General features: G+C 67.5%; 20 protein-coding genes. 12 read left to right on the forward strand and 8 right to left on the reverse strand.

The features are described 5' to 3' along the window. Both A5659_RS24015 and A5659_RS24020 read left to right on the forward strand, forming a co-directional pair. Positions 1-1,463 (forward strand): ATP-binding protein (locus tag A5659_RS24015; RefSeq protein WP_369829401.1); only part of this gene is annotated, 1,463 nt, incomplete at its 5' end. A 97-nt stretch (positions 1,464-1,560) separates the two neighbouring features. Then, a complete protein-coding gene (locus A5659_RS24020; protein ID WP_067184779.1) occupies positions 1,561-2,805 on the forward strand; it encodes an alpha/beta hydrolase in 1,245 nt (414 codons plus the stop codon). Here A5659_RS24020 and A5659_RS29040 read toward each other — a convergent pair. The 4 genes from A5659_RS29040 to A5659_RS24040 are packed head-to-tail and all read right to left on the reverse strand — an operon-like array spanning position 2,792 to position 8,211. Continuing rightward, positions 2,792-4,426, reverse strand: a complete 1,635-nt coding sequence (locus tag A5659_RS29040; protein WP_197498185.1) for an ABC transporter family substrate-binding protein — start codon at positions 4,424-4,426, stop codon at positions 2,792-2,794. The genes A5659_RS24020 and A5659_RS29040 overlap by 14 nt on opposite strands. A 52-nt stretch (positions 4,427-4,478) precedes the next feature. Further along, on the reverse strand, positions 4,479-6,314 hold the full coding sequence (locus A5659_RS29045) for an ABC transporter ATP-binding protein (protein ID WP_067021593.1): 1,836 nt from the start codon (positions 6,312-6,314) through the stop codon (positions 4,479-4,481). Continuing rightward, complete coding sequence (locus tag A5659_RS24035; RefSeq protein ID WP_066873555.1) at positions 6,311-7,237, reverse strand: ABC transporter permease; 927 nt, start codon at positions 7,235-7,237, stop codon at positions 6,311-6,313. Before A5659_RS24035 ends, A5659_RS29045 begins: the two co-directional genes overlap by 4 nt. Beyond that, positions 7,234-8,211, reverse strand: coding sequence for an ABC transporter permease (locus tag A5659_RS24040; protein ID WP_066873628.1), 978 nt, complete (start codon positions 8,209-8,211; stop codon positions 7,234-7,236). Before A5659_RS24040 ends, A5659_RS24035 begins: the two co-directional genes overlap by 4 nt. A 213-nt stretch (positions 8,212-8,424) precedes the next feature. Here A5659_RS24040 and A5659_RS24045 point away from each other — a divergent pair, with 213 nt between their 5' ends. Beyond that, positions 8,425-8,916: a carbonic anhydrase gene (locus tag A5659_RS24045; protein WP_066873558.1), complete on the forward strand. Its 492-nt coding sequence runs from the start codon at positions 8,425-8,427 to the stop codon at positions 8,914-8,916. A gap of 4 nt (positions 8,917-8,920) precedes the next feature. Here A5659_RS24045 and A5659_RS24050 read toward each other — a convergent pair whose 3' ends face one another. After that, positions 8,921-9,361 (reverse strand): PaaI family thioesterase, encoded by a 441-nt coding sequence (locus A5659_RS24050; protein WP_066876296.1) that lies wholly within the window; start codon positions 9,359-9,361, stop codon positions 8,921-8,923. A gap of 196 nt (positions 9,362-9,557) precedes the next feature. Between A5659_RS24050 and cysD the strand changes: the two genes are divergently transcribed. From cysD to A5659_RS24065, 3 genes are read left to right on the forward strand one after another with little or no spacing between them, the layout of a single operon-like run. Further along, positions 9,558-10,487, forward strand: a complete 930-nt coding sequence (gene cysD, locus A5659_RS24055; protein ID WP_066873564.1) for a sulfate adenylyltransferase subunit CysD — start codon at positions 9,558-9,560, stop codon at positions 10,485-10,487. Beyond that, the gene (gene cysC / locus A5659_RS24060) at positions 10,487-12,328 is read left to right on the forward strand and encodes an adenylyl-sulfate kinase (RefSeq protein ID WP_066873567.1); all 1,842 of its coding nucleotides are present in this window, start codon (positions 10,487-10,489) and stop codon (positions 12,326-12,328) included. Before cysD ends, cysC begins: the two co-directional genes overlap by 1 nt. 58 nt (positions 12,329-12,386) lie before the next feature. Further along, on the forward strand, positions 12,387-12,872 hold the full coding sequence (locus A5659_RS24065; protein ID WP_066873570.1) for an RrF2 family transcriptional regulator: 486 nt from the start codon (positions 12,387-12,389) through the stop codon (positions 12,870-12,872). Positions 12,873-12,885: 13 nt separating this feature from the next. On the opposite strand, the gene A5659_RS24070 is transcribed toward A5659_RS24065, so the two are convergent. Together A5659_RS24070 and A5659_RS24075 are read right to left on the reverse strand one after the other, a co-directional pair. Next, a complete protein-coding gene (locus A5659_RS24070; RefSeq protein ID WP_066873573.1) occupies positions 12,886-13,275 on the reverse strand; it encodes a VOC family protein in 390 nt (129 codons plus the stop codon). A gap of 46 nt (positions 13,276-13,321) precedes the next feature. Beyond that, complete coding sequence (locus tag A5659_RS24075) at positions 13,322-13,744, reverse strand: VOC family protein (protein WP_066873576.1); 423 nt, start codon at positions 13,742-13,744, stop codon at positions 13,322-13,324. A gap of 57 nt (positions 13,745-13,801) precedes the next feature. Here A5659_RS24075 and A5659_RS24080 point away from each other — a divergent pair, with 57 nt between their 5' ends. Together A5659_RS24080 and A5659_RS24085 are read left to right on the forward strand one after the other, a co-directional pair. Next, positions 13,802-14,680, forward strand: coding sequence for an LLM class flavin-dependent oxidoreductase (locus tag A5659_RS24080; protein WP_067023005.1), 879 nt, complete (start codon positions 13,802-13,804; stop codon positions 14,678-14,680). Positions 14,681-14,750: 70 nt separating this feature from the next. Next, the gene (locus A5659_RS24085) at positions 14,751-15,629 is read left to right on the forward strand and encodes a tetratricopeptide repeat protein (RefSeq protein WP_067022967.1); all 879 of its coding nucleotides are present in this window, start codon (positions 14,751-14,753) and stop codon (positions 15,627-15,629) included. Here the strand turns inward: A5659_RS24085 and A5659_RS24090 are convergent. After that, positions 15,626-17,350 (reverse strand): NAD-binding protein, encoded by a 1,725-nt coding sequence (locus A5659_RS24090; protein ID WP_067022970.1) that lies wholly within the window; start codon positions 17,348-17,350, stop codon positions 15,626-15,628. The genes A5659_RS24085 and A5659_RS24090 overlap by 4 nt on opposite strands. Positions 17,351-17,553: 203 nt before the next feature. Between A5659_RS24090 and A5659_RS24095 the strand changes: the two genes are divergently transcribed. From A5659_RS24095 to A5659_RS24110, 4 genes are all read left to right on the forward strand, one after another. Beyond that, entirely contained in the window at positions 17,554-18,474 is a 921-nt protein-coding gene (locus A5659_RS24095; RefSeq protein WP_156749346.1) for a hypothetical protein, read from the forward strand. A 136-nt stretch (positions 18,475-18,610) separates the two neighbouring features. Then, positions 18,611-19,513 (forward strand): hypothetical protein, encoded by a 903-nt coding sequence (locus tag A5659_RS24100; protein WP_156749347.1) that lies wholly within the window; start codon positions 18,611-18,613, stop codon positions 19,511-19,513. A gap of 130 nt (positions 19,514-19,643) precedes the next feature. Further along, positions 19,644-22,235, forward strand: a complete 2,592-nt coding sequence (locus A5659_RS27950; protein WP_067022982.1) for a hypothetical protein — start codon at positions 19,644-19,646, stop codon at positions 22,233-22,235. 2 nt (positions 22,236-22,237) lie between these two features. Beyond that, entirely contained in the window at positions 22,238-23,005 is a 768-nt protein-coding gene (locus A5659_RS24110) for a hypothetical protein (protein ID WP_156749348.1), read from the forward strand. Positions 23,006-23,279: the final 274 nt, after the last annotated feature.

Here is a 23,279-nt window from a genome sequence, read left to right on the forward strand (position 1 = left end):
TCGCGGTCACCGAGCCGGTGCTGCGCCGCATCGAGGACGCCGCGGCCGCCGTCGACCGCACCGGCGACCAGTTGGCGCTGACCTCGGCGGCCCTCGAACTCACCGCGGCGGCGGACATTCAACTCATCGTCGGCGGCCGGCAGGTCTCGCTGCCGGCCGGGCAGAGCTGGACGACCACCGCCGCCGGACCCACCGAGGTGACGGTCCCCGGCGTCCTGACCGCCCGGGTCAACCCGGGCGCGAACACACTGGACGTGCACGCCAAACACGCTGCGGCACAGGAGGAATTGGTCGCAGCGCTGGCGGCCGGCGAGGTGGCCGACCTCGACGCCGCACGATCCGCCGACCAACGTCGCCGCGAGCTGCAGAGCACCCGTGATCAACTCGGCGCCACCCTGGCCGGCCTGTGCGGTGAAGAGCGGATCGAGGAGCTGCGATCGCGGCTCACCCAGCTGCGCGCCGCACACCCCGCCGAGACAAGTGCCGCGCCCGTGGACATCGGGGCCGCACGCGCCGAACTCACCGCGGTGCTTCAGGCCCGCGAGGACGCGTCGACCGAGTACGAGGCTCGCCGTCAGGCCGCTGCCACAGCGGCTACTGCGCTCGCCGAGTTATCCACGCGCGCAACCGTTCTGCAGAACACCTTGGCGACGCAGCGCGCCGAGCTGAACGCCGCCGCCGGCCGGCTGACGGCCGAGCGGGCATCCGCCGGCGATGCGGAACTCGCGGCCTCGGCGGACACGGCGCGCAGCGCGGCGCAGGCCGCCCAGCAACGCGTCACCGAAGTCGCCGAAGCGCTGGCCGCGGCCGCGCCCGATGCGGTCGCCAGCGAATTGGCCGACGCGACAAAGGAAGCCGACTCGCTGCGCGAGCGCTACGAAGGAGCCGCGCGCGCATTGCGCGAGATCACCATAGAACTCTCGGTGTTCGGCAGTGAGGGACGCCAGGGTAAGTTCGACGCCGCACAGACGGAGCGTGAGCACGCCGCCAGCGAGCACACCCAGGTGGGCGGCCGCGCGCGGGCGGCGCAACTGCTGCGCTCGGTGATGACGCGCCACCGCGACACCACCCGCCGTCGATATGTCGAGCCCTATCGTGCGGAACTGCAGCGACTCGGGCGTCCGGTGTTCGGCCCCAGCTTCGAGGTCGACATCGACAGCGACCTGTGCATCCGCAGCCGCACACTGAACGGCATCACGGTGCCGTACGAATCCCTGTCCGGCGGGGCCAAGGAGCAGCTCGGCATCTTGGCCCGGCTGGCCGGCGCGGCCCTGGTCGCCAAGGAGGACGCCGTCCCGGTGGTGGTCGACGACGCGCTCGGTTTCACCGACCCGGATCGCTTGACCAAGATGGGCGAGCTGTTCGACACCGTGGGAACCCACGGGCAGGTGATCGTGCTGACCTGCAGCCCTGACCGCTACGACGGTGTCAAGGGCGCGCACCGCATCGATCTCAGCGCTTAGCCCACGCGGCCGGCCGAGGCCGAAACTGCTGGTCAGAACTGTTCGATGCCATGTCGGCGCCTCGCCTGCAGAATGGGAACATGGTGGGGCCACGCGAATGACGATGAACGCGAAGCGCAGCCGGGTGCAGCAGAAGCTGGCGGAACTGCCCGGCGTGCGACCCGTGCGCCGGCCGATCTCACCGCACAGCGCCGAAGAGTTCGATCTGTACTACGTGCGCGCCGGCCGCAAGTCTTCCAGTCCGGTGGTCATCATCCCCGGGGGTCCGGGCGTGGCGTCCGTGCAGATGTACAAGGGACTGCGGCGGCGCGCAGCGGCTGCCGGCCTCGACGTCATCATGGTCGAACACCGCGGGGTGGGGATGTCGCGGCACGACGACTCGGGCGACGATCTGCCCCCGCAATCCATGACCGTGAACCAGGTGGTCGATGACGTGGCCGCGGTGCTCGACGACGCGCAAGCGCAGTCGGCGGTCATTTATGGCGCCTCGTACGGCACCTATATCGCCGCCGGAGTCGGGGTGCGACATCCGCAGCGGGTGCGGGGCATGGTGCTCGATTCGCCGTTGCTGTCCCGGCACGACATCGTGATCGTGCGCCGCGCGATTCGCCGGCTGCTGCTGAAGGGGGACAGCCCCGAAACCGCTTCAGTGGCACCCAAAATGCGCAAGCTGGTCGACGCCGGGATCATGGATGCGGCGGCAACGCAGGTCGTGGCGACGATTTACGGTTACGGCGGGGCCGACCTGCTCGAACGACAACTCGACCTGCTACTCGATGGCCGAAAGTTACTGTGGTGGGCGCTGTCCCGGTTCACCACCCTGGGCAACCTGCCGTTTCGCTACGAGGAAGACCTGGTAAGCCGCATCGCGTTCCGCGAACTGGACTATGCGGCCGAACCCGACGGGCTGCCGCTCGACCCCGCCGTGGCGGAAAGCAAAACGCGCACGCAGCGAGTCACTTTCGAGGACGAACCCTATGACCTGCCGACCGAAATGCCGAATTTCGACTGGCCCACCGCGGTGGTTTCGGGTAGGCGGGATCTCATCACCCCACCGGCGGTCGCCCAACGCGTGGCGTCGCTGCTACCCAATGCGGTGCTGTTGAGCCTGCCGAGCATGGCGCACAGCGCGCTGGACTTTCGCGAGCCCGTCGCGCTCGCCACTGCCGACGCGGTTCGGCGTGGCGACCTGAAAGGGCTTGCCGCGCGGGCGTCGGCGCTGGACGCGCTGCCCCCGCGCCCCGAGGTGCGACTGCTGTGGAAGGCGCTCGGAGCGGCGGCCGTCGTCGAGGGCGCGCTGCCGATCCCGAATCGGCTGCGCCGGCGGCTCAATTCCGCGTGAACCCGATGGCGGTGTAGTCGAGGTCGGCAAGACCGGCCGCACCGAAATTGGCCAGCATGCCGCGCACCGCGACATCCCCGGGCGACTGCGTCAGCGGAAGGCTGAATCCCTCAGCCCAGATGAGCTTGTCGAGATCGTTGGCCAGCGCCCGCGCCTTGGCCGGGTCGAGTTCTTCCAGGGTGCTTTCGATGGCGGCGTCGATCTGTTCGCTGCCGATCTTGCCGAAATTGCTTTCCCCGTCCGACTTGTAGATCTGGGTCAGCGCCGAGAGCGGGAAGGCGTCGCCGAGCCAACCGAACTGGGCCATATCAAACGCCCCGACGTTGATGTAGTTGGTGAAAAAGCCGCTGCCGGAACGGGAGACGAGCTCGAGCTTGACCCCGATCTGGGCCAGGCTGTGCTGGGCGATCTGGGCGAACTGCCGGCTGCCCTGGGCGTCGTAGAACAAATCGCGGATGACCAGCTGCCGGCCGTCCTTCTCGCGGAACTGGCCGGTCCGCTTCCAGCCCAACGCGTCGAGCTCCCGGCTGGCCGCGGCCGGGTCGTAGGGAACGACCGAGCTGTTGTCCTGATAGCCCTGCTGCCCCGCGACATAGATGTGGTTGCCCAGCGCCACCGGGTTACTGGTCAGGCCGTACTGGACGACCTTGGCGATGGTCTGCCGATCGATGCCCTTGGCGACCGCGACGCGCAGCGCCCGGTCGGACAGGATCGAGCCCGGGGCGCCGTTGAACGTGAAGTGAGACCACGCCGGCGCGGGCGCGCGCCGGATCGAGATCCCCTTGGTGCGCTGGGCGATGGTCAGCTGATCGACGGTGCCGACCCCGGTGGCGTCGATCGTGTTGTTCTGCAGCGCCGGTAGCCGCGCGGCATCGTCGAGCACCAGATAGGTGATGGTGTCCAGCCGAGGTCGCGCGCCCCACCATTTCGGGTTGCGGCTCAACACGATCCGCTGGGTGGTCCGATCCAACGACGAGACGACGAACGGTCCGGCCGACGGTCCGGGACCCTCCAGCTGGCCCTTGTTGAATGCCTCCGGGGTGGCCGTCATGCTCTTGGGCAGCAGCATTCCGTTGCCGGCGAACATGCCGCGCCATTCGGCGTAGGGCTTGGCGAAGGTCATGATGGCCTGCCGGTCGTCGACGCCCCGGGTCACCGAGGCGACGCGGTCCGCACCGCTTGGTCCGGCGATCTCGAAGGTCTTGTCGACACCGCTCAGGGCGTGGATCTGGCTGGCGATGTCCGCCCAGGTGATCGGCGTGCCGTCCGACCACACCGCCTTGGGGTTGATCGTGTACGTAACCACCTGTGGCGCAGTGCCGGTGAGCTCGATGCTGGTGAAGTAGTCGGTGTCGACCGTCGTGGAGCCGTCGGGGCCGATGATGAATGCCCGCGGCAGGGTGGCCTTCATCATCGCCGAGACGTCGGCCGAATTGCCGTCGATGTGCAAGATGTTGAAGTTCGGTGGAAAGTCGGTGAGCGCCAGTCGCAGGTCGCCGCCGTCTTGCAGAGTGGCCGGATCGTGCGGGTTGAGGTCGCTCGTGGAGCCGATCTGCGCGTTCTGGCCCGTTTCGGGAATCAGGCTGACGGCCGGCGAGCAACCCGAGATTGCCAGCATCATCGCGAAACACGCTGCCGCGCAGCGGATCCCCCGACGCGCCAGGACCGCCCGGCTAGGCACGTCTGCCCGGATCCGGTTGCGGCACCGCGTTCAGCAGCCGCCGGGTGTATTCGTGTTGCGGATCGGCGAAGACCTGCCGGCTGTCACCCTGCTCCACGATGGCGCCGGCATACATCACCACGACGTCGTGAGCCAGGTGTTTGACGACCGAAAGATCATGGGAGACAAACAGATAAGATAGGCCGAACCGCTCTTGCAGGTCCAGCAACAAATTGATTATCCCGGCCTGGATGGATACGTCGAGCGCGGACACCGGTTCGTCGAGCGCCAGGATCTTCGGCTGCAGTGCCAGCGCGCGGGCGATGCCGATGCGCTGCTTCTGGCCGCCGGAGAATTCGGCGGGGTAACGGACCGCGTCGGCGCGGCGCAGACCCACGATTTCCAGCAGCTCGGCGACGCGCACGTTGGTGCGACCTTTGTCGAACCCATTGGCCCGCAGGGGTTCCGCCAGCAACTCGGACACCGGTAGCCGCGGATCCAGCGACGCGATCGGGTCTTGGAACACGACCTGGATGTCGCGCCGCAGCGCTCGCCTGCGCGCCGTGCTCAACGTGGTGACATCGGTGCCCAGCACTTCGATCGAACCCGACTGGGGGCCGGTGAGTTCCAGGATCTCGTGCAGAGTGGTCGACTTGCCCGAACCCGACTCACCGACGATGCCCAGGGTGCGGCCCTGCCGCAGCTCGAAACTGACGCCGTCGACCGCGCGGACCTCGCCGGCGCTGCGGCGCAACACGCCCTTGGTCAGCCGGTAGGTCTTGGTCAGGTCGCGCACCGCGACGACCACCGAGCCGTCGGCCGATTCCGCTTGGTGGGCTTCGGTGCTCACGCCGTAGATGTCCGCGGCGCTTCGGCCGTCGACTTGCTCGGTGCGGATGCAGGCCGCCCGGTGATCGGTGCCGACGGCAAGTAATTCCGGCTCCTCGAGCCGGCATTCGTCGATGGCCAGCGGGCAGCGCGGCGCGAACGGGCAGCCGGGATCCAGGCCGGCCAGCGACGGCGGCGCGCCGGGGATCGGCACCAGCCGGGTGCCCTGAGCGGCGTCCAGTCGCGGCACCGAACCCAGCAGCCCGACGGTGTAGGGCATCCGCCGGTCCCGGTAAAGGTCACGCACGGAAGCGGATTCGACGACCCGCCCGGCGTACATCACCAACGCCCGGTCGGCGAACTCGGCGACCACACCGAGGTCGTGGGTGATGATCAGCACCCCGGCGCCGGTGATGTCGCGGGCCGTCTTGAGCACCTCGAGGATCTGCGCCTGCACCGTGACATCCAGCGCGGTGGTCGGCTCGTCGCAGATCAACAGGTCGGGGTCGTTGGCGATCGCGATCGCGATCACCACCCGTTGCCGCTCACCGCCGGACAGCTCATGGGGAAACGCTCGGGCGCGCCGTTCCGGCTGGGCGATTCCCACTAGTTCGAGCAGTTCCACCGCGCGCCGGCGGGCGGCCTTCTTGCCCGCCCGCGGCTGATGGATCTCGATCGCCTCGGCGATCTGATCGCCGACGGTGTAGACCGGCGTCAGCGCCGACATCGGGTCCTGGAACACCATGCCGACCGTCTTGCCGCGAAACCGCGACATGGCGTCGTCGCCGAGGCCAAGCAGCTCGGTGCCGTGCAACCGGACCGAGCCGCGCACCCGCGCGTACTCGGGCAACAGTCCGATGGCCGCCATCGCCGAAACGGACTTCCCCGAACCGGATTCGCCGACCATCGCGACGACCTCTCCCGGTTCGATGCGATAGCTGATGCCGCGCACCGCGGTCACCGGCGCGCCGCCGGCTCCGAAGGTGACCGCCAGGTCGGTCACCTCGAGCAGCGCGCTCATCCGCCCCCACCCCGCAGCCCCGCGCTGCCGGGGTCGAGCGCGTCGCGCAGTCCGTCGCCGGTGAGGTTGGCGCACACCAGGATCAGCACCAGCACGCCCGCCGGAAACAGAAACACCCACGGAAAGGTGGTCGCCGATTGGGTTCCGTTGGCGATCAACGTTCCCAGCGACACGTCCGGCGGCTGGATACCGAAACCGAGGAAGCTCAGGCCGGTTTCGGCCAGGATGGCCGAGGCGACGTTGAGCGCGGCGTCGATGATCAGGATGGAAGCCACGTTCGGCACCACGTGGCCGAGGATGATGCGACTGCTCGATACCCCCATATACCGTGCGGCCCGGATGAATTCGCGTTCACGCAAACTCATGGTCATGCCGCGCACCATGCGTGAGCTGACCATCCACCCGAACCCGGCCAGCAGCAGCACCAGCATCAACACGTTGGCCGAGTTCTTGATTCGCGGCGTCACGATGGCGATGAGGATGAAGCTGGGCACCACCAACAGCAGGTCGACCACCCACATCAAGGCGCGGTCGCGCCAGCCACCGAAATAGCCGGAGATCGCCCCGACGGTGGCGGCGATGCCAGTGGAGATCACCGCGACGCAGACGCCGATCAGCATCGATTTCTGCATGCCGCGCAGGATCTGCGCCAACAGGTCCTGACCCAGCGCGTTGGTGCCCAGCCAGTGCCGCGCGTTCGGCGGCGCCAACAGCGCGGTGAAATCAAGGTCCTCATAGGAGTACGGCAGCACCGCGGGCAGCGCGTAGCAGCCGACGAACAACAGGACCAGCAACGCCAGCGACGCCACCGCGAACCGGTTGCGACCGAACCGCCGTAGCACCAGGGTGCGCCGTGAGGTGAAATCCGCGACTTCGTGGCCCGAAAACCCATGGGCGCCATCGGCATTCGTCTCAGAGGTCATGACACCCGCACCCGCGGATCAAGGGCCGCGTAGAACACGTCCGAGAGCAGCCCGGCCAGCAACACCACCGCCCCGGAGAACAGGGTGATCGCCGCGATGATGTTGGTGTCCTGCGTCGCGATGCCGGCCACCAGCCATTCGCCCATGCCGTGCCAGCCGAAGATCTTCTCCACGAACACCGCTCCGGTGACCAGGCCCGCCACCCCGTAGGCGAACAGGGTGGCCAGCGGGATCAGGGCGGTCCGCAGCCCATGCTTGACCAGCGCGCGCCGGCGGGTCAGCCCTTTGGCGCGCGCGGTGCGAATGAAGTCCTGGCCGAGGACGTCGAGCATCGCGTTGCGTTGGTATCGGCTGTAGCCGGCCGCGGCGGCCAGCGCCAGGGTCAGCGACGGCAGGACCAAGTGGCGCAACCGGTCGAGCAGCTGCGCACCGGCCCCGCCGGTAACCCCCGGTGAGGTCTCCCCGGTGTAGTCGAAGACGTGAACGCCCAGCGCCCAGTTCACCCGCAGCGCACCGAGGATCAGCAGGCTGGCGATCACGAACGTCGGCGTGCTGAGCACCAGCAGCGCCACCAGGGTGACGACGCGGTCGCTGAGTCGATACTGCCGAATCGCGCCCCACGCCCCGGCCGCGATGCCCAGCGCGGTGCCCGCCAGTGAACCGATGACGAGCAGGCGCAGGGTGACTCCGACGCGACGCCAAAGCGTGGTCCCGACTGGCTGCCCGGTGACCGTTTTGCCGAAGTCGCCGCGCACGGCGTGCGAGGCCCAGTGCGCGTAGCGGATCGGTATCGCCTCGTCCAAGCCGAGTGTGTGGGCCTTGGCGTCAATCACGGCCTGCGGCGGCCGCGGGCTGCGCTGCAGCAGGCTGTCGAGTGGCCTGAAGGCCACCGACGTCAGGCAAAACGTGAGAAACGATGCCAGCGCCAGCAGCACAACGTAGTTGAGCAACCGGCGTGCCAGAAATCGAGTCATGCCCGTCCGCACACCCCACGTTGCATTGGGACAGGCTATCGAGCCGGCAGCACGGCGTCGCGCGTTGCGGCGTCGGGTGCGCTCGGTCCGCTTTCGATCCGGTTGATTCTCACCGGTGAATCGCGTGTGATCGGTTGTTAGGATCCACCGCGGCACCGAGGCCGTGCAGCAAACGCGCACGTTTCGGGCCGCGACACTCCCAAGGAGGCTTGCGTGACGGTTACCGATGATTACCTGGCCAACAACGCCGAATATGCGAGCACCTTCGAAGGGCCACTGCCGATGCCGCCGGGCAAACATGTCGCGGTCGTCGCGTGCATGGACGCCCGGCTCGATGTCTATCGCATCCTCGGCCTCAACGAGGGGGAGGCCCACGTCATCCGCAACGCCGGCGGGGTCGTCACCGACGACGTCATCCGCTCGCTGGCCATCAGCCAGCGGTTGCTGGGAACGCGGGAGATCATCCTGATCCACCACACCGACTGCGGCATGCTCACCTTCACCGATGACGACTTCAAGCGCAGCATCCAGGAGGAGACGGGCATCAAGCCCGGGTGGGCTGCCGAGGCGTTCGCCGACCTCGCCGAGGACGTCCGGCAGTCGCTGCGCCGCCTGGAGGCCAGCCCGTTCGTCACCAAGCACGTCTCCGCGCGCGGATTCGTGTTCGACGTGGCCACCGGCAAGCTCGACGAGGTGACGCTCTAGCCGGTCAGCCGACCTTGTAGGTCGCCAGCGCCTTAGCGACCAGCGTCCCCTGCGGGTCGATGATCTCGGCCTCGCAGTTGACCAGCGAGCGGCCGCGCCGCAGCACTCGGCCGACGCCGATGACGTCGGTGGCCCGGGCCGGGGCCATGAAGTCCAGCGCCATGGAGACCGTCACGCCCCGCAATTCGGGCGGCGCCTGCGCTCCGCACCATGCCGCCGCCATGACGGTGAGATCGGCGAGCGTGGCGATGGCGCCGCCGTGGACCATGTCACCGATGGTCACGTTGGACGGGTCCCAGGGCAGTCGCAGCCGCACCTCGTCGTCCTCGAGGCGGTCGGCAACGATGCCGAGCTTGACCACGAAGGGGGACTGGGGGAGGAACTGCGCGATGACGTCGCGACCGCTCGGTGTGGCTGGTCCGGCGGGTTGAGGGGTGGCAGTCATCCGTCCATGCTTTCGCACCCGTCACCGGCGGCAAAAGTACCGCCGCGCCTCTTGACGCGATGTGTCCGGTGGCCGCCGCGCGCGCCACCAGGCGTCGGCTCGTCGGCCCGCGGTTGACAGCGCCAACGGGAACTGGTCTTATATTTTGCTAAAGTGCCAAAGTTGGTCAGTTCTGCCAGGTTTTAAGAAGGAAGCTATGACCGGTGATCTGAAGGTGGCCCCCGCCGCCGGGCAATACGAGTTGAGCCATCTGCGCTCGCTGGAGGCAGAGGCGATCCACATCATCCGGGAGGTGGCCGCTGAGTTCGAGCGGCCGGTGCTGCTGTTCTCGGGCGGCAAGGATTCCATCGTCATGCTGCACCTGGCGCTGCGGGCGTTCCGCCCCGGGCGGTTGCCCTTCCCGGTGATGCACGTCGACACGGGCCACAACTTCGACGAGGTGATCGCCACCCGCGACGAGTTGGTCGCCGAGCACGGTGTTCGCCTGGTGATCGCCTCGGTCCAGGAGGACATCGACGCCGGGCGGGTCGTCGAGCCACGCCAGGGGCGGAACTCGATCCAGACCGTGACCCTGCTGCGCGCCATCCGGGAGAACAAGTTCGACGCCGCCTTCGGCGGAGCGCGCCGCGACGAGGAGAAGGCCCGCGCCAAGGAACGCGTCTTCAGCTTCCGCGACGAGTTCGGCCAATGGGATCCCAAGGCGCAGCGGCCCGAGCTGTGGAACCTCTACAACGGCCGCCACCACAAGGGCGAGCACATCCGGGTGTTCCCGTTGTCCAACTGGACCGAGTTCGACATCTGGTCCTACATCGGCGCCGAGAACATCGCGCTGCCGTCGATCTATTACGCGCACCGGCGCAAGGTATTTCGTCGCGACGGCATGCTGCTGGCGGTGGACCGCAACATGCAACCGGGTGACGACGAGCCCGTGTTCGAGACGACGGTGCGTTTCCGCACCGTCGGCGACGTCACGTGCACCGGATGCGTGGAATCGCAGGCCGCCACGGTGGACGAGGTCATCGCCGAGACCGCGGTGTCCCGGCTGACCGAGCGCGGGGCCACCCGGGCTGACGACCGCATCTCGGAGGCGGGCATGGAAGACCGCAAACGGCAGGGATACTTCTGATGACAACGCTTTTGCGGCTCGCGACCGCGGGTTCGGTCGACGACGGCAAGTCCACCCTGATCGGCCGCCTGCTGTATGACTCCAAGGCCGTGATGGAAGACCAGTGGGCCGCGGTGGAACAGACGTCCAAGGACCGCGGACACGACTACACCGACCTGGCGCTGGTGACCGACGGCCTGCGGGCCGAGCGCGAACAGGGCATCACGATCGACGTCGCTTACCGCTACTTCGCCACTCCCAAGCGCAAATTCATCATCGCCGACACCCCCGGCCACATCCAGTACACCCGCAACATGGTGACCGGGGCGTCGACCGCGCAGCTGGTGATCGTGCTCGTCGACGCGCGACATGGCCTGCTGGAGCAGTCGCGCCGGCACGCCTTCCTGGCATCCCTGCTGGGCATCCAGCACATCGTGCTCGCGGTCAACAAGATGGACCTGATCGGCTGGGACAGAGAGAAATTCGAGGCCATCCGGGACGAATTCCACGCCTTCGCCGCGCGTCTGGACGTGCACGACGTGGCCACCATTCCGCTTTCGGCGCTGCACGGCGACAACGTGGTGACCAAGTCCGACCAGACACCGTGGTACGAGGGCCCGGCGTTGCTGTCGCACCTCGAGGAGGTGTACATCGCCGGTGACCGCAACATGGTCGACGTGCGGTTCCCGGTCCAGTACGTCATCCGCCCGCATACCCGCGAACACCAGGACCACCGCAGCTACGCCGGCACGGTCGCCAGCGGGGTCATGCGGCCGGGTGATGAAGTGGTGGTGCTGCCGGTCGGCAAGCGCACCCGGATCACCGCGATCGACGGGCCGAATGGTCCGGTGGAAGAAGCGTTTCCGCCGATGGCCGTATCGCTGACCCTGGCCGACGAGATCGACATCTCGCGCGGTGATTTGATCGCCCGCACCCACAATCAGCCCAGGGTGGCGCAGGAGTTCGACGCGACGGTGTGCTGGATGGCCGACAATGCGGCGCTCGAGCCCGGCCGCGACTACGTCATCAAGCACACCACCCGGACCACGCACGCGAAGGTGACCGCGCTCGACTACCGGCTCGACGTCAACACCCTGCATCGCGACAAGAGCGCAACGGCGTTGCAGCTCAACGAACTCGGTCGCATTTCGCTGCGCACCCAGGTGCCGCTGCTGCTCGACGAGTACACCCGCAACCCCAGCACCGGCTCGTTCATCCTCATCGACCCGCACACCAACGGCACGGTGGCCGCCGGCATGGTGCTGCGCGACGCTTCGGCGCAGGCGGCGAGCCCGAACACCGTGCGGCACAAGCCATCCGCCATCGCCGAGGCGCGGCCGCGGGGCAAGACGGTGTGGTTCACCGGTTTGTCCGGATCCGGCAAGTCGTCGGTGGCCATGCTGGTGGAGCAGAAGCTGCTCGAAAAGGGTTCTCTGGCTTACGTTCTCGACGGTGACAACCTGAGACACGGTTTGAACGCCGACCTGGGCTTTTCCATGGCGGACCGGGCCGAAAACCTGCGCCGGCTGGCACACGTGGCGGCGCTGCTCGCCGACGCCGGCAATGTCGTGCTGGTGCCGGCGATCAGTCCGCTGACCGAGCAACGCGAACTGGCGCGCCAAGTGCACGTCGACGCCGGCTTCGACTTCTTCGAGGTGTTCTGTGACACCCCGATCGAGGAATGCGAAAAGCGTGATCCCAAGGGCCTGTACGCCAAAGCCCGGGCGGGGGAGATCACCCAGTTCACCGGCATCGACAGCCCGTATCAGGCGCCAGTGAATGCCGACCTGCGTCTGACCCCGGACGGTACCGTCGAGGAGCAGGCGCAGCGGGTCATCGACCTGCTCGAATCGAGCGGGTAGCACGCCAGGTCAGCCAGGCTGCACCGATATTGTGCCGCCGGGTGGCACAATCCTGTGAGTGCGCATGTCGGCGAAGGCGGAGTATGCCGTGCGGGCGATGATTCAGCTCGCCACGGTGCCCGACGGAACGCTGGTGAAGACCGACGACCTGGCCCAGGCCCAGGGCATCCCGCCGCAGTTCCTCGTCGACATCCTGACCAACCTGCGCACCGACCGGCTGGTGCGCAGCCACCGCGGTCGTGAAGGCGGCTACGAATTGGCCCGTCCCGGCAAAGACATCAGCATCGCCGACGTGCTGCGCTGCATCGACGGACCGTTGGCCAGCGTCCGTGACATCGGGCTGGGCGATCTACCGTATTCGGGTCCGACGGCGGCGCTCACCGACGTGTGGCGCGCGCTGCGGGCCAGCATGCGTTCGGTGCTCGAAGAAACGACGTTGGCCGACGTCGCCGCCGGTGCCCTGCCCAAGCATGTCGCGCAACTGGCCGACGACTATCGCCGGCAGGAAAGCCAGCGGCACGGTACGGCGCGCACCGGCGACTGAGCGAAGTTTCCGCTCAGCCCGCCGATCCGTACGGGCTGGTGAGGATCTCCATGGCATGGCCGGACGGGTCCAGGAAATAGACCCCGCGCCCACCGTGGTTGTGGTTGATCTCGCCGGGACGGTTGGCGCCCGGATCGGCCCAGTGCTGCAGCCCGCGTGAGGAAATCCTGGCGTAGATGGCGTCGAACTCCTGCTCGGACACCAGGAACGCGTAGTGCTGGCGCGGGATGTCCGCGCCTTCCGGGGCGTCGGCGTAGTCGAGACTTACACCGTGCTCGAGTTCGACGACCATGAAGTGGCCGAAGGGCTTTGGGCTGGGCAGGCCGAACAGCTCGGTGAGGAACTCGGCTGATTCTCGTTTATCGCGTGACGCGACGATGGTGTGGTTGAAACTGATGGTCATAGTTCTTTCCAGTCAACCACCGTCCGCCGGGCGCGACAACGCCGCGCTATTTCGGCGCGGTTAGCTCGAGGGCGATGTTGTCGGGGTCACGGAACTCCAGGATGTAGGACGGTCCGATGTCTTTGACCGGCTCATGACCGACACCGAGTTCGTCGAGATGTGCTGCCGCCGAATCCAATTCGTCTTTGCTGGCGAGCCGGAAGGCAATGTGGTCGAGGCCGACGCGATCCTCGTCGAAGCGGTCCGCGGCCACCGGGCGCAGACCGAGTAGCGTGCCGCCGAGGTCGTAGATCACGCCGCCGTACAGGAAGCTCAACTGGTTGCGGGTGGGTTCATCGGCGTTGTCGGGGACCTCGATCAAAACCGGCCAGCCGAACACGCTCTCGTAGAACTGCCGCGACCGCTCGATATCGGTCACGGTCAGCCGGACATGCGCGATGGAACTACTGGTGAACGCCACTCGGTCCATGGTTCCACTGATGGGCTGCATTAGAAACATGCCAAAATCGCCGTCGTGCAGATTGCGATGACCATGCCGGTGATGGAGCCGGATCTGGATGCGACCGTGCTCGAGACCTGGGCGCGCGCCATTGACGAGGGGCCGTTCTCGTCGCTGTGCTGGGGTGAGCGCATCGCGTTCGACAACCCGGACAACCTGACGTTGCTGGGTGCGCTGGCCGCCTGGACCAAGCGGGTGCGGCTGCTGACCACGGTCATCGTGCCGCAGCTACACGATCCGGTGATGCTCGCCAAGGGGCTAGCGACCGGCGACCTGCTCAGCGGCGGCCGGCTCACCGTGGGCATCGGCGTGGGCGGTCGGCACGAGGACTACCACGCCGTGGGCGCCGATCCGGCGACGCAGACGATGCGCGGCATGGCCGAACGCGTGGCGGTGATGAAGCGGGTCTGGGCGGGGGAGAAGACCTCCGATTCGGTGCTGCCGGTCGGCCCGGCGCCGGTGCAGCCCGGCGGTCCGCCGCTGTTCGTCGGGAGTATCGGACCGAAAACCATCCGCAGCGCGGCCGCGTGGGCCGACGGGCTGGCCGGCACCACCCTGGACCTCGACGTGGCCAAGCAGAACGAGCTGTTCGACGTGACCCGGGCGGCCTGGGCGCAGGCCGGCAAGCCCAAACCCCACCTGATCACTTCGTTCTGGTTCGCCTTCGGCTCGCCCGAGGCGTCCCGCGACCAGATCCACCGTCACCTGCGCCGCTACATGAACTGGATACCGGCCGACTACGTCGACGCGATGGCACCGATGACCGGCTGGGCCGGCAGCGAGGACGAGCTGCTCGACGTGTTGCGCAGGTTCGCCGAGATCGGCACCGATGAGGTCCAGCTGATCCCGACCAGCTCGGATGTCGATCAGCTTCGTCGCGCCGCGGACGTGGCAGCACGGCTCTAGAGTTACGGCAACGCTGCAGGTCAAATCGGGTGAATTGCCGCGCCGACGCGGTGGCGATTTCATTAGCGGCATGACGCAGCAGGAGCTGCCCGCCCCGCTAGCCGTACTGACCGGGCTCATGACCGAGTGCGCGAGCAACGGCGACTACGCCGGGGCCGCGCGGCAGGCGAACGAGCTGGTCACCCTGTGCCGGGCGACGCTGGGCGAGCGGCACCCCACCGTGCTGGAACTCAAGGTGTCGCTGGCCACCGTGCAACTGCGCGCCGGCGACGACGCCGTCGCCTACGAAGAGTTCGCCCGATTGATCCCCGACCTGGTCGAGGTGCTCGGGCGCGATCACCTCAGCACCCTGACCGCCCGCCACCTCCTGGCGGGCCGGCAACAACCGTCGCTGTCAGCGCTCGCCGAGTGGTCGCAGCTTTTCGCCGACGAACAGCGCGTGTTGGGCGCCGAACACGAGAGCGTGCTGGTCGCCCGCGAGAAAATCGCCGAGAAGCGTTGGGAGATAGGCGATTTCGTCGGTGCGCTGGCCGAGGGTGAACACGTACTCGCCGCGCGGCGGCGCGTGCTGGGTGACGACCACGCCGACACCCTCGGCACGCGGTTGATGCTGGCGATCTGGCGGGGCCGCTCCGGTGACGTCCCCACGGCCGTCGCCGAGCTCGAACCGTTGATCCGCGAGCTGCGCGACAAGCTGGGCGACGACCACGTTCACCTGCTGATGGCCCGGCACATGTTCACGCTGTGGGCCCCGGACCTGGCCGGCGTAAAGGACGAGGTCGCGGCGTGGGAGGCGCTGGTCGACGAGGAGGCGCGGGTGCTGGGCGACGAGCATCCGGTGACCGTCGCCGCCCGCCATGAGCTGGCCGGATGGTGCGCCCGGCACGGCCGGCCACCGGACGAATCCGGTGGCCGATCCGCTTCGGCCCGCAGGTGCGCTGAGCGTTAGGTCGCCGCTTTGTCCACCGGACGCTCGTCGGCGGCAGGCTCCTGGGGCGGCTGCCCCTTGCGCAGCGTCTCCAGCAGCTCGCGATACGGCCCCACCAGATAGACGGTGTCGCCGCCGCGCAGCCAGGCGTCGCGACGAGGGTGCAGCTCGACAGGGGTGTCCCGGCGGGTGATCGCGATGACCCGGGTCTGGGTGGACATCTCGAACATGCGCAGCCCGTCGAGTTCGCTGCCGGCCGCCACGTGCATCGCGCCGACCATGAACGAACGCTGCCCGATCGAAAACGTGCCCAGCACCTGCAGGCCCATCGCGGCACCGATGAACCAGGGCGCCGCCAGGTCGACGGTCGAGCGAACGTTCTCAAAGCCGAACCGCTTGGCCACCGCATCGCCGAGGGCGCGGTCGTAGATGCGCAGCACGATGGGCACATCGGGCCGGTTGACCTCGGGCATCACCCTGGGACCCAGCATCTCGCGCAGCACGATTCCGGTCTCGATGTTGACCATGTCGTCCTGGGTCAGCACCGCGACGGCCCGGGCGCGGTCGACGCGGGCCGCCTCGAGTGTCTGGCGCAGCGTTGCGTCCCCGAAGATCACCGGTACGTCGAGTTCGTCTGCGGTGGAGAGGAATCGGTTGTTCTCGTCGCGTTCGATCACCGCGACGTCATATCCGGCGGCGGTCAGGTCGCCGACGACGCGGCTGCCGAACGAGCCCAGCCCGACGACGATGATGTGGTTGCGCAGATGGCGCGCGCGCCGAACCCCGGCCGATTGCAGGAAGCGGCGTGACAGCAGCAAGTCGGCCAGGAATGCGACGAGCAGCGCGGTGGTGGTTACGCCGGAAAACATCAAGGCGACGGCGAAGATTCGCAGCCACGCGGACTGGTGCAGGAAGGTGAATTCGCCGTAACCCACGGTGGTGATGGTCTCCGCGGTGAAGTACATCGCGTCCAGCCAGGACAGTCGCGGCCGCGTGTACGAGAAGTGCACGACGACCGTCGACGCGAGCAACAGACTGAGCGCGAGCAGCATTGCGGGGAAGAGCATGGGATTGACGTCGTCGCGCATCGCCCGCGCGGCGTCGGAAATCCGCCGCATCCATGACTGGCGTGAGCGGGTCGCGGCCGGCCGGGGAGTCTTGATGCCGCGCGCGGCCAGCTCGTCGGCGCTGCCGATCATGGCGGTCCAGTCGCCCTTGCGCACTTCGTGATCTCGTCCGGGACAGGGCACCACCTCGTCGGATCTCGCGGAGTTCGCGCCGTGGATCACGGCCACCGGTGCCAGGTCGCCGTAGATCTCACGAAGGGTCGCGTCGCGCGGCGCCTCGGCCCCCGACACCAGGAATTTGATGCCGGCCGCCTCGACCGGGTGGGTGCTGCTCGCCAGACAGGCTTCGACGACCGACGGCGCCGCGAGGTCGGCGACGTCCAGGATGGCCCCGGGACCGTTGTCGGCGGCCACCGCTCCGCGCAGCACGTCGTTGCCCAGTCGGGCGACCACGCGCACACGAGGATTCGCTTTCCTTGCCAGCAAGGCGATTTCGAGATTCTTCGCGTCGTCGTCCCCGGCGCAGACGATGGCGTGCGCGCGGGCGAGATCGGTGGCGACGAGCTCCTCGCTGTGCAGCTTGACGATGGTGGCACCGGCGCGGTTCAGTTCCTCGGCAATCGTTGTCGCGAGCGCGTTGTCACCGCTGACGATGATGTGGCGGCGCGTGCTCATGTATCCCCACCTCTGCGACTTTTGTTGCTACGACTATCGGGCACTGCGTCGATGGATGCCAGCGTGACATGTCCGGACTCCTCTTGAGGGAGATAATGATGCGGATCATCGCTTGACGGCGAAGCTGTAGGACTGATTGGGAGGGTGCGGTGGAGGGTGGGCCGCTGGATTGGTGGTTGGACCGGATCAACTTGCTTATCGACATGACTGGCGATGTCGATCTGGGAGGCTCGGTCACGCTGGATTATTCCGAGGCATCGTTGTCGGCGCTGGAGACCGCGGCGCGCGATCGGTTGGCCGATCCGGCTGAGGCGCTCGAGGACGCAAATCAGTCGTTCACCGCGGGGGTGGTGGCGTATCTGGGTGAGGCCTTGATGCGTGTCGGTGGTGGGCGGTGGGACTGGGTCGCCGAGCCGCCCGCGGGTGTCGCGGTTGATGACCCCGGACTGCGGCGGCGGCTATCTGAGCATCGTTGGCGGATCGACAGTGCGGGCGAACCCGATGCGACGGGCTTTCCGATCATCCGCCCCGACTCCGAATCGGGGCTGGAGGCGTTGTCGCCGACGCATCTGTTGCTGCAGGCGTTGGCCGATGAGAGTGCGGTGTTGGTGGCCGTGTACGGGCGCTGGCGGCAGGTCGTCCAGGATCACGCCGAGGCGCATCCTGGGTGGTCCCCGGTCAAAGAGCGCACCCTGGCGGACGGTCTGTTCAATGCTCCGCCGCCCTCGACGGTGCTCGATGACTGGCTGGCTCACCAGGAGCAACATTTCGCCGATTGGGCGGCCCGCAACGGTGGCAACTGGGATTACAGTCCCGACAGCATTAACCGGTTGACCGAGCTCGTATCGCGGAAAGCGCCGACCGTGGCCGCGCTTCGAGATCCGGCTAATCGCGAGTTCGTCGACGGCGCCTGTTACTACCTGGGCGAGATATTGCGGCGCGGCTGCCCCTCGCGTTGGGTGTACCGCGAGTTTCGCGACGAGGGCGACCCGATCACCGCGAACTTTCAACTTCAGCTGACCGACGATGCCGGTTTTACCGGTCCGTTCCATTTGCTGTCATTCATGCTCGAGCGTGGCGACCTCGGGCGTCCTCGCGCCTACTACGACGAATGGGTCGGTTGACTTCACTCCGCTGATCCAACAGATCGCGCGCGAAAACCGTTGCAAGGAGGCGCATCGTCGTCGCCGGGCAGTCTGCTGGAAAGCCGTCCGAGCCGATTGGGAGGGTGCGGTGGAGGGTGGGCCGCTGGATTGGTGGTTGGACCGGATCAACTTGCTTATCGACATGACTGGCGATGTCGATCTGGGTGGATCGGTCACGCTGGATTATTCCGAGGCATCGTTGTCGGCGCTGGAGACCGCGGCGCGCGATCGGTTGGCCGATCCGGCTGAGGCGCTCGAGGACGCAAATCAGTCGTTCACCGCGGGGGTGGTGGCGTATCTGGGTGAGGCCTTGATGCGTGTCGGTGGTGGGCGGTGGGACTGGGTCGCCGAGCCGCCCGCGGGTGTCGCGGTTGATGACCCCGGACTGCGGCGGCGGCTATCTGAGCATCGTTGGCGGATCGACAGTGCGGGCGAACCCGATGCGACGGGCTTTCCGATCATCCGCCCCGACTCCGAATCGGGGCTGGAGGCGTTGTCGCCGACGCATCTGTTGCTGCAGGCGTTGGCCGATGAGAGTGCGGTGTTGGTGGCCGTGTACGGGCGCTGGCGGCAGGTCGTCCAGGATCATGCCGAGGCGCATCCTGGGTGGTCCCCGGTCAAAGAGCGCACCCTGGCGGACGGTCTGTTCAATGCTCCGCCGCCCTCGACGGTGCTCGATGACTGGCTGGCTCACCAGGAGCAACATTTCGCCGATTGGGCGGCCCGCAACGGTGGCAACTGGGATTACAGTCCCGACAGCATCGGCCGACTCACTGCCCTCGTGCTGCAGGTGACGCCGACGGTCGAGGCTTTCCATGCTCCGGCCAATGCCGACTTCGTCGATGGCGCTTCCTATTACCCTGGGCGAAATGCTGCGCCGTGGCCATCCGTCCCGATGGGTCTACCGCGACTTCGCCGACGAGGGCGATTCGATTACCGCCAACTTCAAGATTCAGCTCAACGACGACGCCGGCTTCACGGCGCCATACCATCTGCTCTCCGCCATGGTCAGGCATAAAGATCCCGGCGATACCCGCGCGTACTACGACGAATGGGTCGGCTGAATTCTCAAGCCCGTCAACCTCACTTAGGATCGCGACATCTTGTGCTTCGCCTTCGAGCGCGAAGTCCGACGGGGAGGGCCGCACATGGCTCGGGTTTGGCTGATTTGGCGTCGCGTCGTTGCGACCGCCCTGGTTCTGGTGTTGGCGTCGCTGCTGACGCCCACGCGCCAGGCCATTGCGGATCCCGCACCGAAACTGCCCGGATACTCCGCCGACCAGGATCCGCCGCCGGGCAAGACCCCGCTCACCTATACCTTTCCATCGGCCAATGGCCTCTCTGCGCTACCCGCACCGAGCCGCGCGGCTTTGATCGATATCAATACCAGGGGCAAGTACAAAGCCGGCACCGAACAACACCTCTACAAGAGCTGGCTGGTCTACCAGAACCAACGGGCCCCCGCCGTGGCGAATCCACTGAGCTGGGCGGACTATCGCGACGCTTACGTGCGCGCCTTCAACAATCGCAACACCGGCACCAGCTTCGAAACCGCGCTCGATCAAGAGCTGAAGTTGACGGAGAACGGATACATCCGCAACCGGAAGATCAAGGGCACCTCGATCAACCGCCGCCCTGACTTCCACAACGATCAAGAAATCGTCGAGATCAAGACCGGGGCCGTCGACAAGGCGCAGCTCGAAGACTTCCTACGCATCGCGCAGCAGACCGGCCGTCGCGTGGTGTACATCTTCCCGGACAAGCCGCCGCCGGCCACGCTGCAAGCGATGCTTGCCGCCGGCCAAGGCCTGGGCGCATCCGACCGGCTATTCGTCCGCTATTACCCGACGGTGGGTGTACCCGACCCGTCCGGGAAAGCCGTACTCGCCAGCGGCGGGCAGAACCCCGTGAACGGCGGTGCCGATCAAACTACGGGCGCTTCTCCGGACTCGCCGGCCCAGGCAATCGAACAAGCCTTCGTCTCCGGGCAGGTCAACGCCGACATGGACATTGAACAGGCGGCCCAGGACCCCGAGTCGGTGCCCGAGTCGGTGCCCGTCTCGGCGCCGGCCCCCGCGCCGGGCCAGCAAGCGCCCGGTTCGGCTCCGGCGCCCGCACCGGGCCAGCAGGCGCCCGCCCCGGCGCAGCAAGCTCCCGCCCCGGCACCGCAGGCGCCCGGCCCGGCACCCCAGGCCCCCGGTTCGGTTCCTGCGCCGCAAGCGCCCCGACCAGTTCCGGCTCCGCAAACGCCCAGGCAGGCGGCCGGTCCGATGCCGATCAATCCGGGAGCCGTTGTCGGTCCAATCGTCGACGCCGGAGTGCTGGCGGGCGTGACGGCCGCCAACACCGTCGCCGGCATCATCGGCGCCGCCACGGGCGGCGCTGCCACCGTTTTGGCCAACGTCACGGGTGGGCTGGTCAGCGGCATCGCCGGCGCGGTGACCGGGGGAATTGTCGGTGGCGTGGCCAGCGGGATCGGCGGCGGCGTCGCGAGCGGGCTTGGTGCCGTTACCAGCGGGATCGGTGGCGTGCTCGGCGGCGTCGACTTCTCCACGCTGCAGCTGCGCTACATCTCCGACACCGACCTGAACGGCAACGGTGTGCAGTACTCCTTCGCCGCCAATACGCAAACCGGCGCTGCACCGTCGTTCGGTGGAAATGCCAACGCCTACATGGCTTCCGATTCGTTCTTCGTCTGGCTGGCGCTGCCCACCTCGGCCTTCACGGTGAACCTCAACCCGAACGAACCCGACCGCATCATCGACGCCCAGTTCGGTCGCACCGACGCCGGGCGGATCCTGCTGGAAGCCGACTACACCATGAAGCAGGCCACGGCGAAGCTCGTCGACCCCGCCACGCCGGACGGCCGCCAATTCCTGGACGCGCTGAAAGGCTCCAAATGCTTTTCGCCGCAACGTAAGTGGATCATCCCGTTGCCGGCCAGCGTGTCCACCCAGGGAGACTCGATGTACATCCTGGACGCCCCGCTTGATGTGAAGCTCGAGATCGAGGGAATGGACTTGAAGCCGGGCATCGGCTGCCCCGCCCAGGACGCCGGAATCACCCGCCAAAACGACGATCTGTACCGGACCATGATCCTGCCGAAGATCGTCGACGAGGTGAATCACGCGCCCGAATACGCCGATCTGCGCCGCGTGTATGCGAGCCGGATCGCCGCGGAGTGGTACCGGCAACGCAGCGCCACCAAGGCCACCGCCTACTCGAAAATCGTTGACTCGGGCAACATCGACGCCTGGACGTCGAAGGAACCCTTCAGCCCGCAGGAACTGTTCGACCGCTACCGCAAGTCCTTCTACGAAGGAGACGCGACCTACAGCTGGCAGACCGGTGACCGCACCACCTGGAAACTGACTATCGGCGGCGTCGACTTCACCAACATCCCGATGGTCAACATGACGCCGAAGGACTTCGCCAAAGATCACCCCAACCTGCCCGCAACCGCAAGTGGTTCGCTGTTCGGCCCGCGGCTGCAGAGTTCGCCGCAACAGAGTTCCGCGCAGCAGGTCTGGCTGGGCGGCCTGACCAGTGCCCGACCCATGAGCCAGGTGTGGAAGGGCGATCCGGGCGTGCTCATTCCCATGCCGAAGTCGGTATTCGGCACGTCGCTGAGTCCGCTCATGTACGCCGCGATCGCGTTGCCGTTGGCCGCCTGGATCGGTGTCGGGGGCGCGCTGTGGTGGCGTCGTAGGCGACCGGCAGGCTTGCCGGGGAGGCGTTGACGATGTCAGACCATTCCCAGGATCCCTTCTCCGATCCCTTCGGCCCCCAACCGGTTTCGCCGTCGCCATCGTGGGGCCCGCCGGCTTCGCCCGGCCTGCCGCCGCCGCGAGCTACGCCGCGACCGCCCGCCGCGCCACCACCGCCCATGGCGCCGCCACCGTCCATCCGGCCGTCGGCGTCGTCGGCCAAGGCGGCCGCGGGTATGTCCCCGGCCGCCGTGTTTTTCGGGAGCTATGTGTTCGCCGGCATCGCCGCGCTGTTGTTGGCGGCGGCGATCGCCGTGCTGGTGGCGATTTCGGATTTCCGTGCACGCGGTAGTACGTCGGGGCCGGTGCTGGTCGCGACGGCCGCCGGGTTGATCGTCGTCGCCGCGTTGGTGGTGTCGCTGGGTGTGCTCGACGATCGCGGCCGCAGCCGGGCCAGGATCGTGACGTGGGTCTTCTGCGGCCTCGGATTGGCCGCTGGCGCAGCGGTTTTCGTCGTCGACCCCGGCGGGTCGGTGGCGTGGTTCGGTCAGTTGCTGCAGGTGGGCGCGGTCGCGACGATCATCATTTCGGTCGCCTCCGCGGTGTTGCTCGCGCTGCCGGAGTCCAACGCGTACTTCCGCCAGGGCAGGCCTGCGCCCGTTACCGCATCGACCTTTCCGCAATCCGCTGCCTTCCCGCCGCCCGTCCCGCATCGGCCTCCGCCGTTCGCGCAACCGCCGGCTGGCACCACACCGCCTCCGAGGACGCCCGCGAACGACGCTGACTACGACCCCTTCTCATGACGGCTAGCTGGCCGGGTCCCAGTTGGCCCAACCCCTTCGATCCGGGCGCGCTCGCCCCGCCGGCGAATGTCTTTGATGGCGAAGTGGCCCAACACGATTCCCACCGGGGCAAGCAGGAACGCAAACACAACCGACAGCGTGGCCAGCGTGTTCACCTCGTCCGACGGCGGGCGAGCGGACGGTTGGGCGGGCGGCGGGGGCGACGCTGGGCAACAGGCAGACCGGCCAGCCGACGGCGCACTCCGGCGCCACCACAGCCGCGGCGACACCGAGC

The sequence above is a fragment of the Mycobacterium sp. 1165196.3 genome, from assembly GCF_001673415.1.
In the GTDB taxonomy this organism is placed as follows: domain Bacteria; phylum Actinomycetota; class Actinomycetes; order Mycobacteriales; family Mycobacteriaceae; genus Mycobacterium; species Mycobacterium europaeum_A.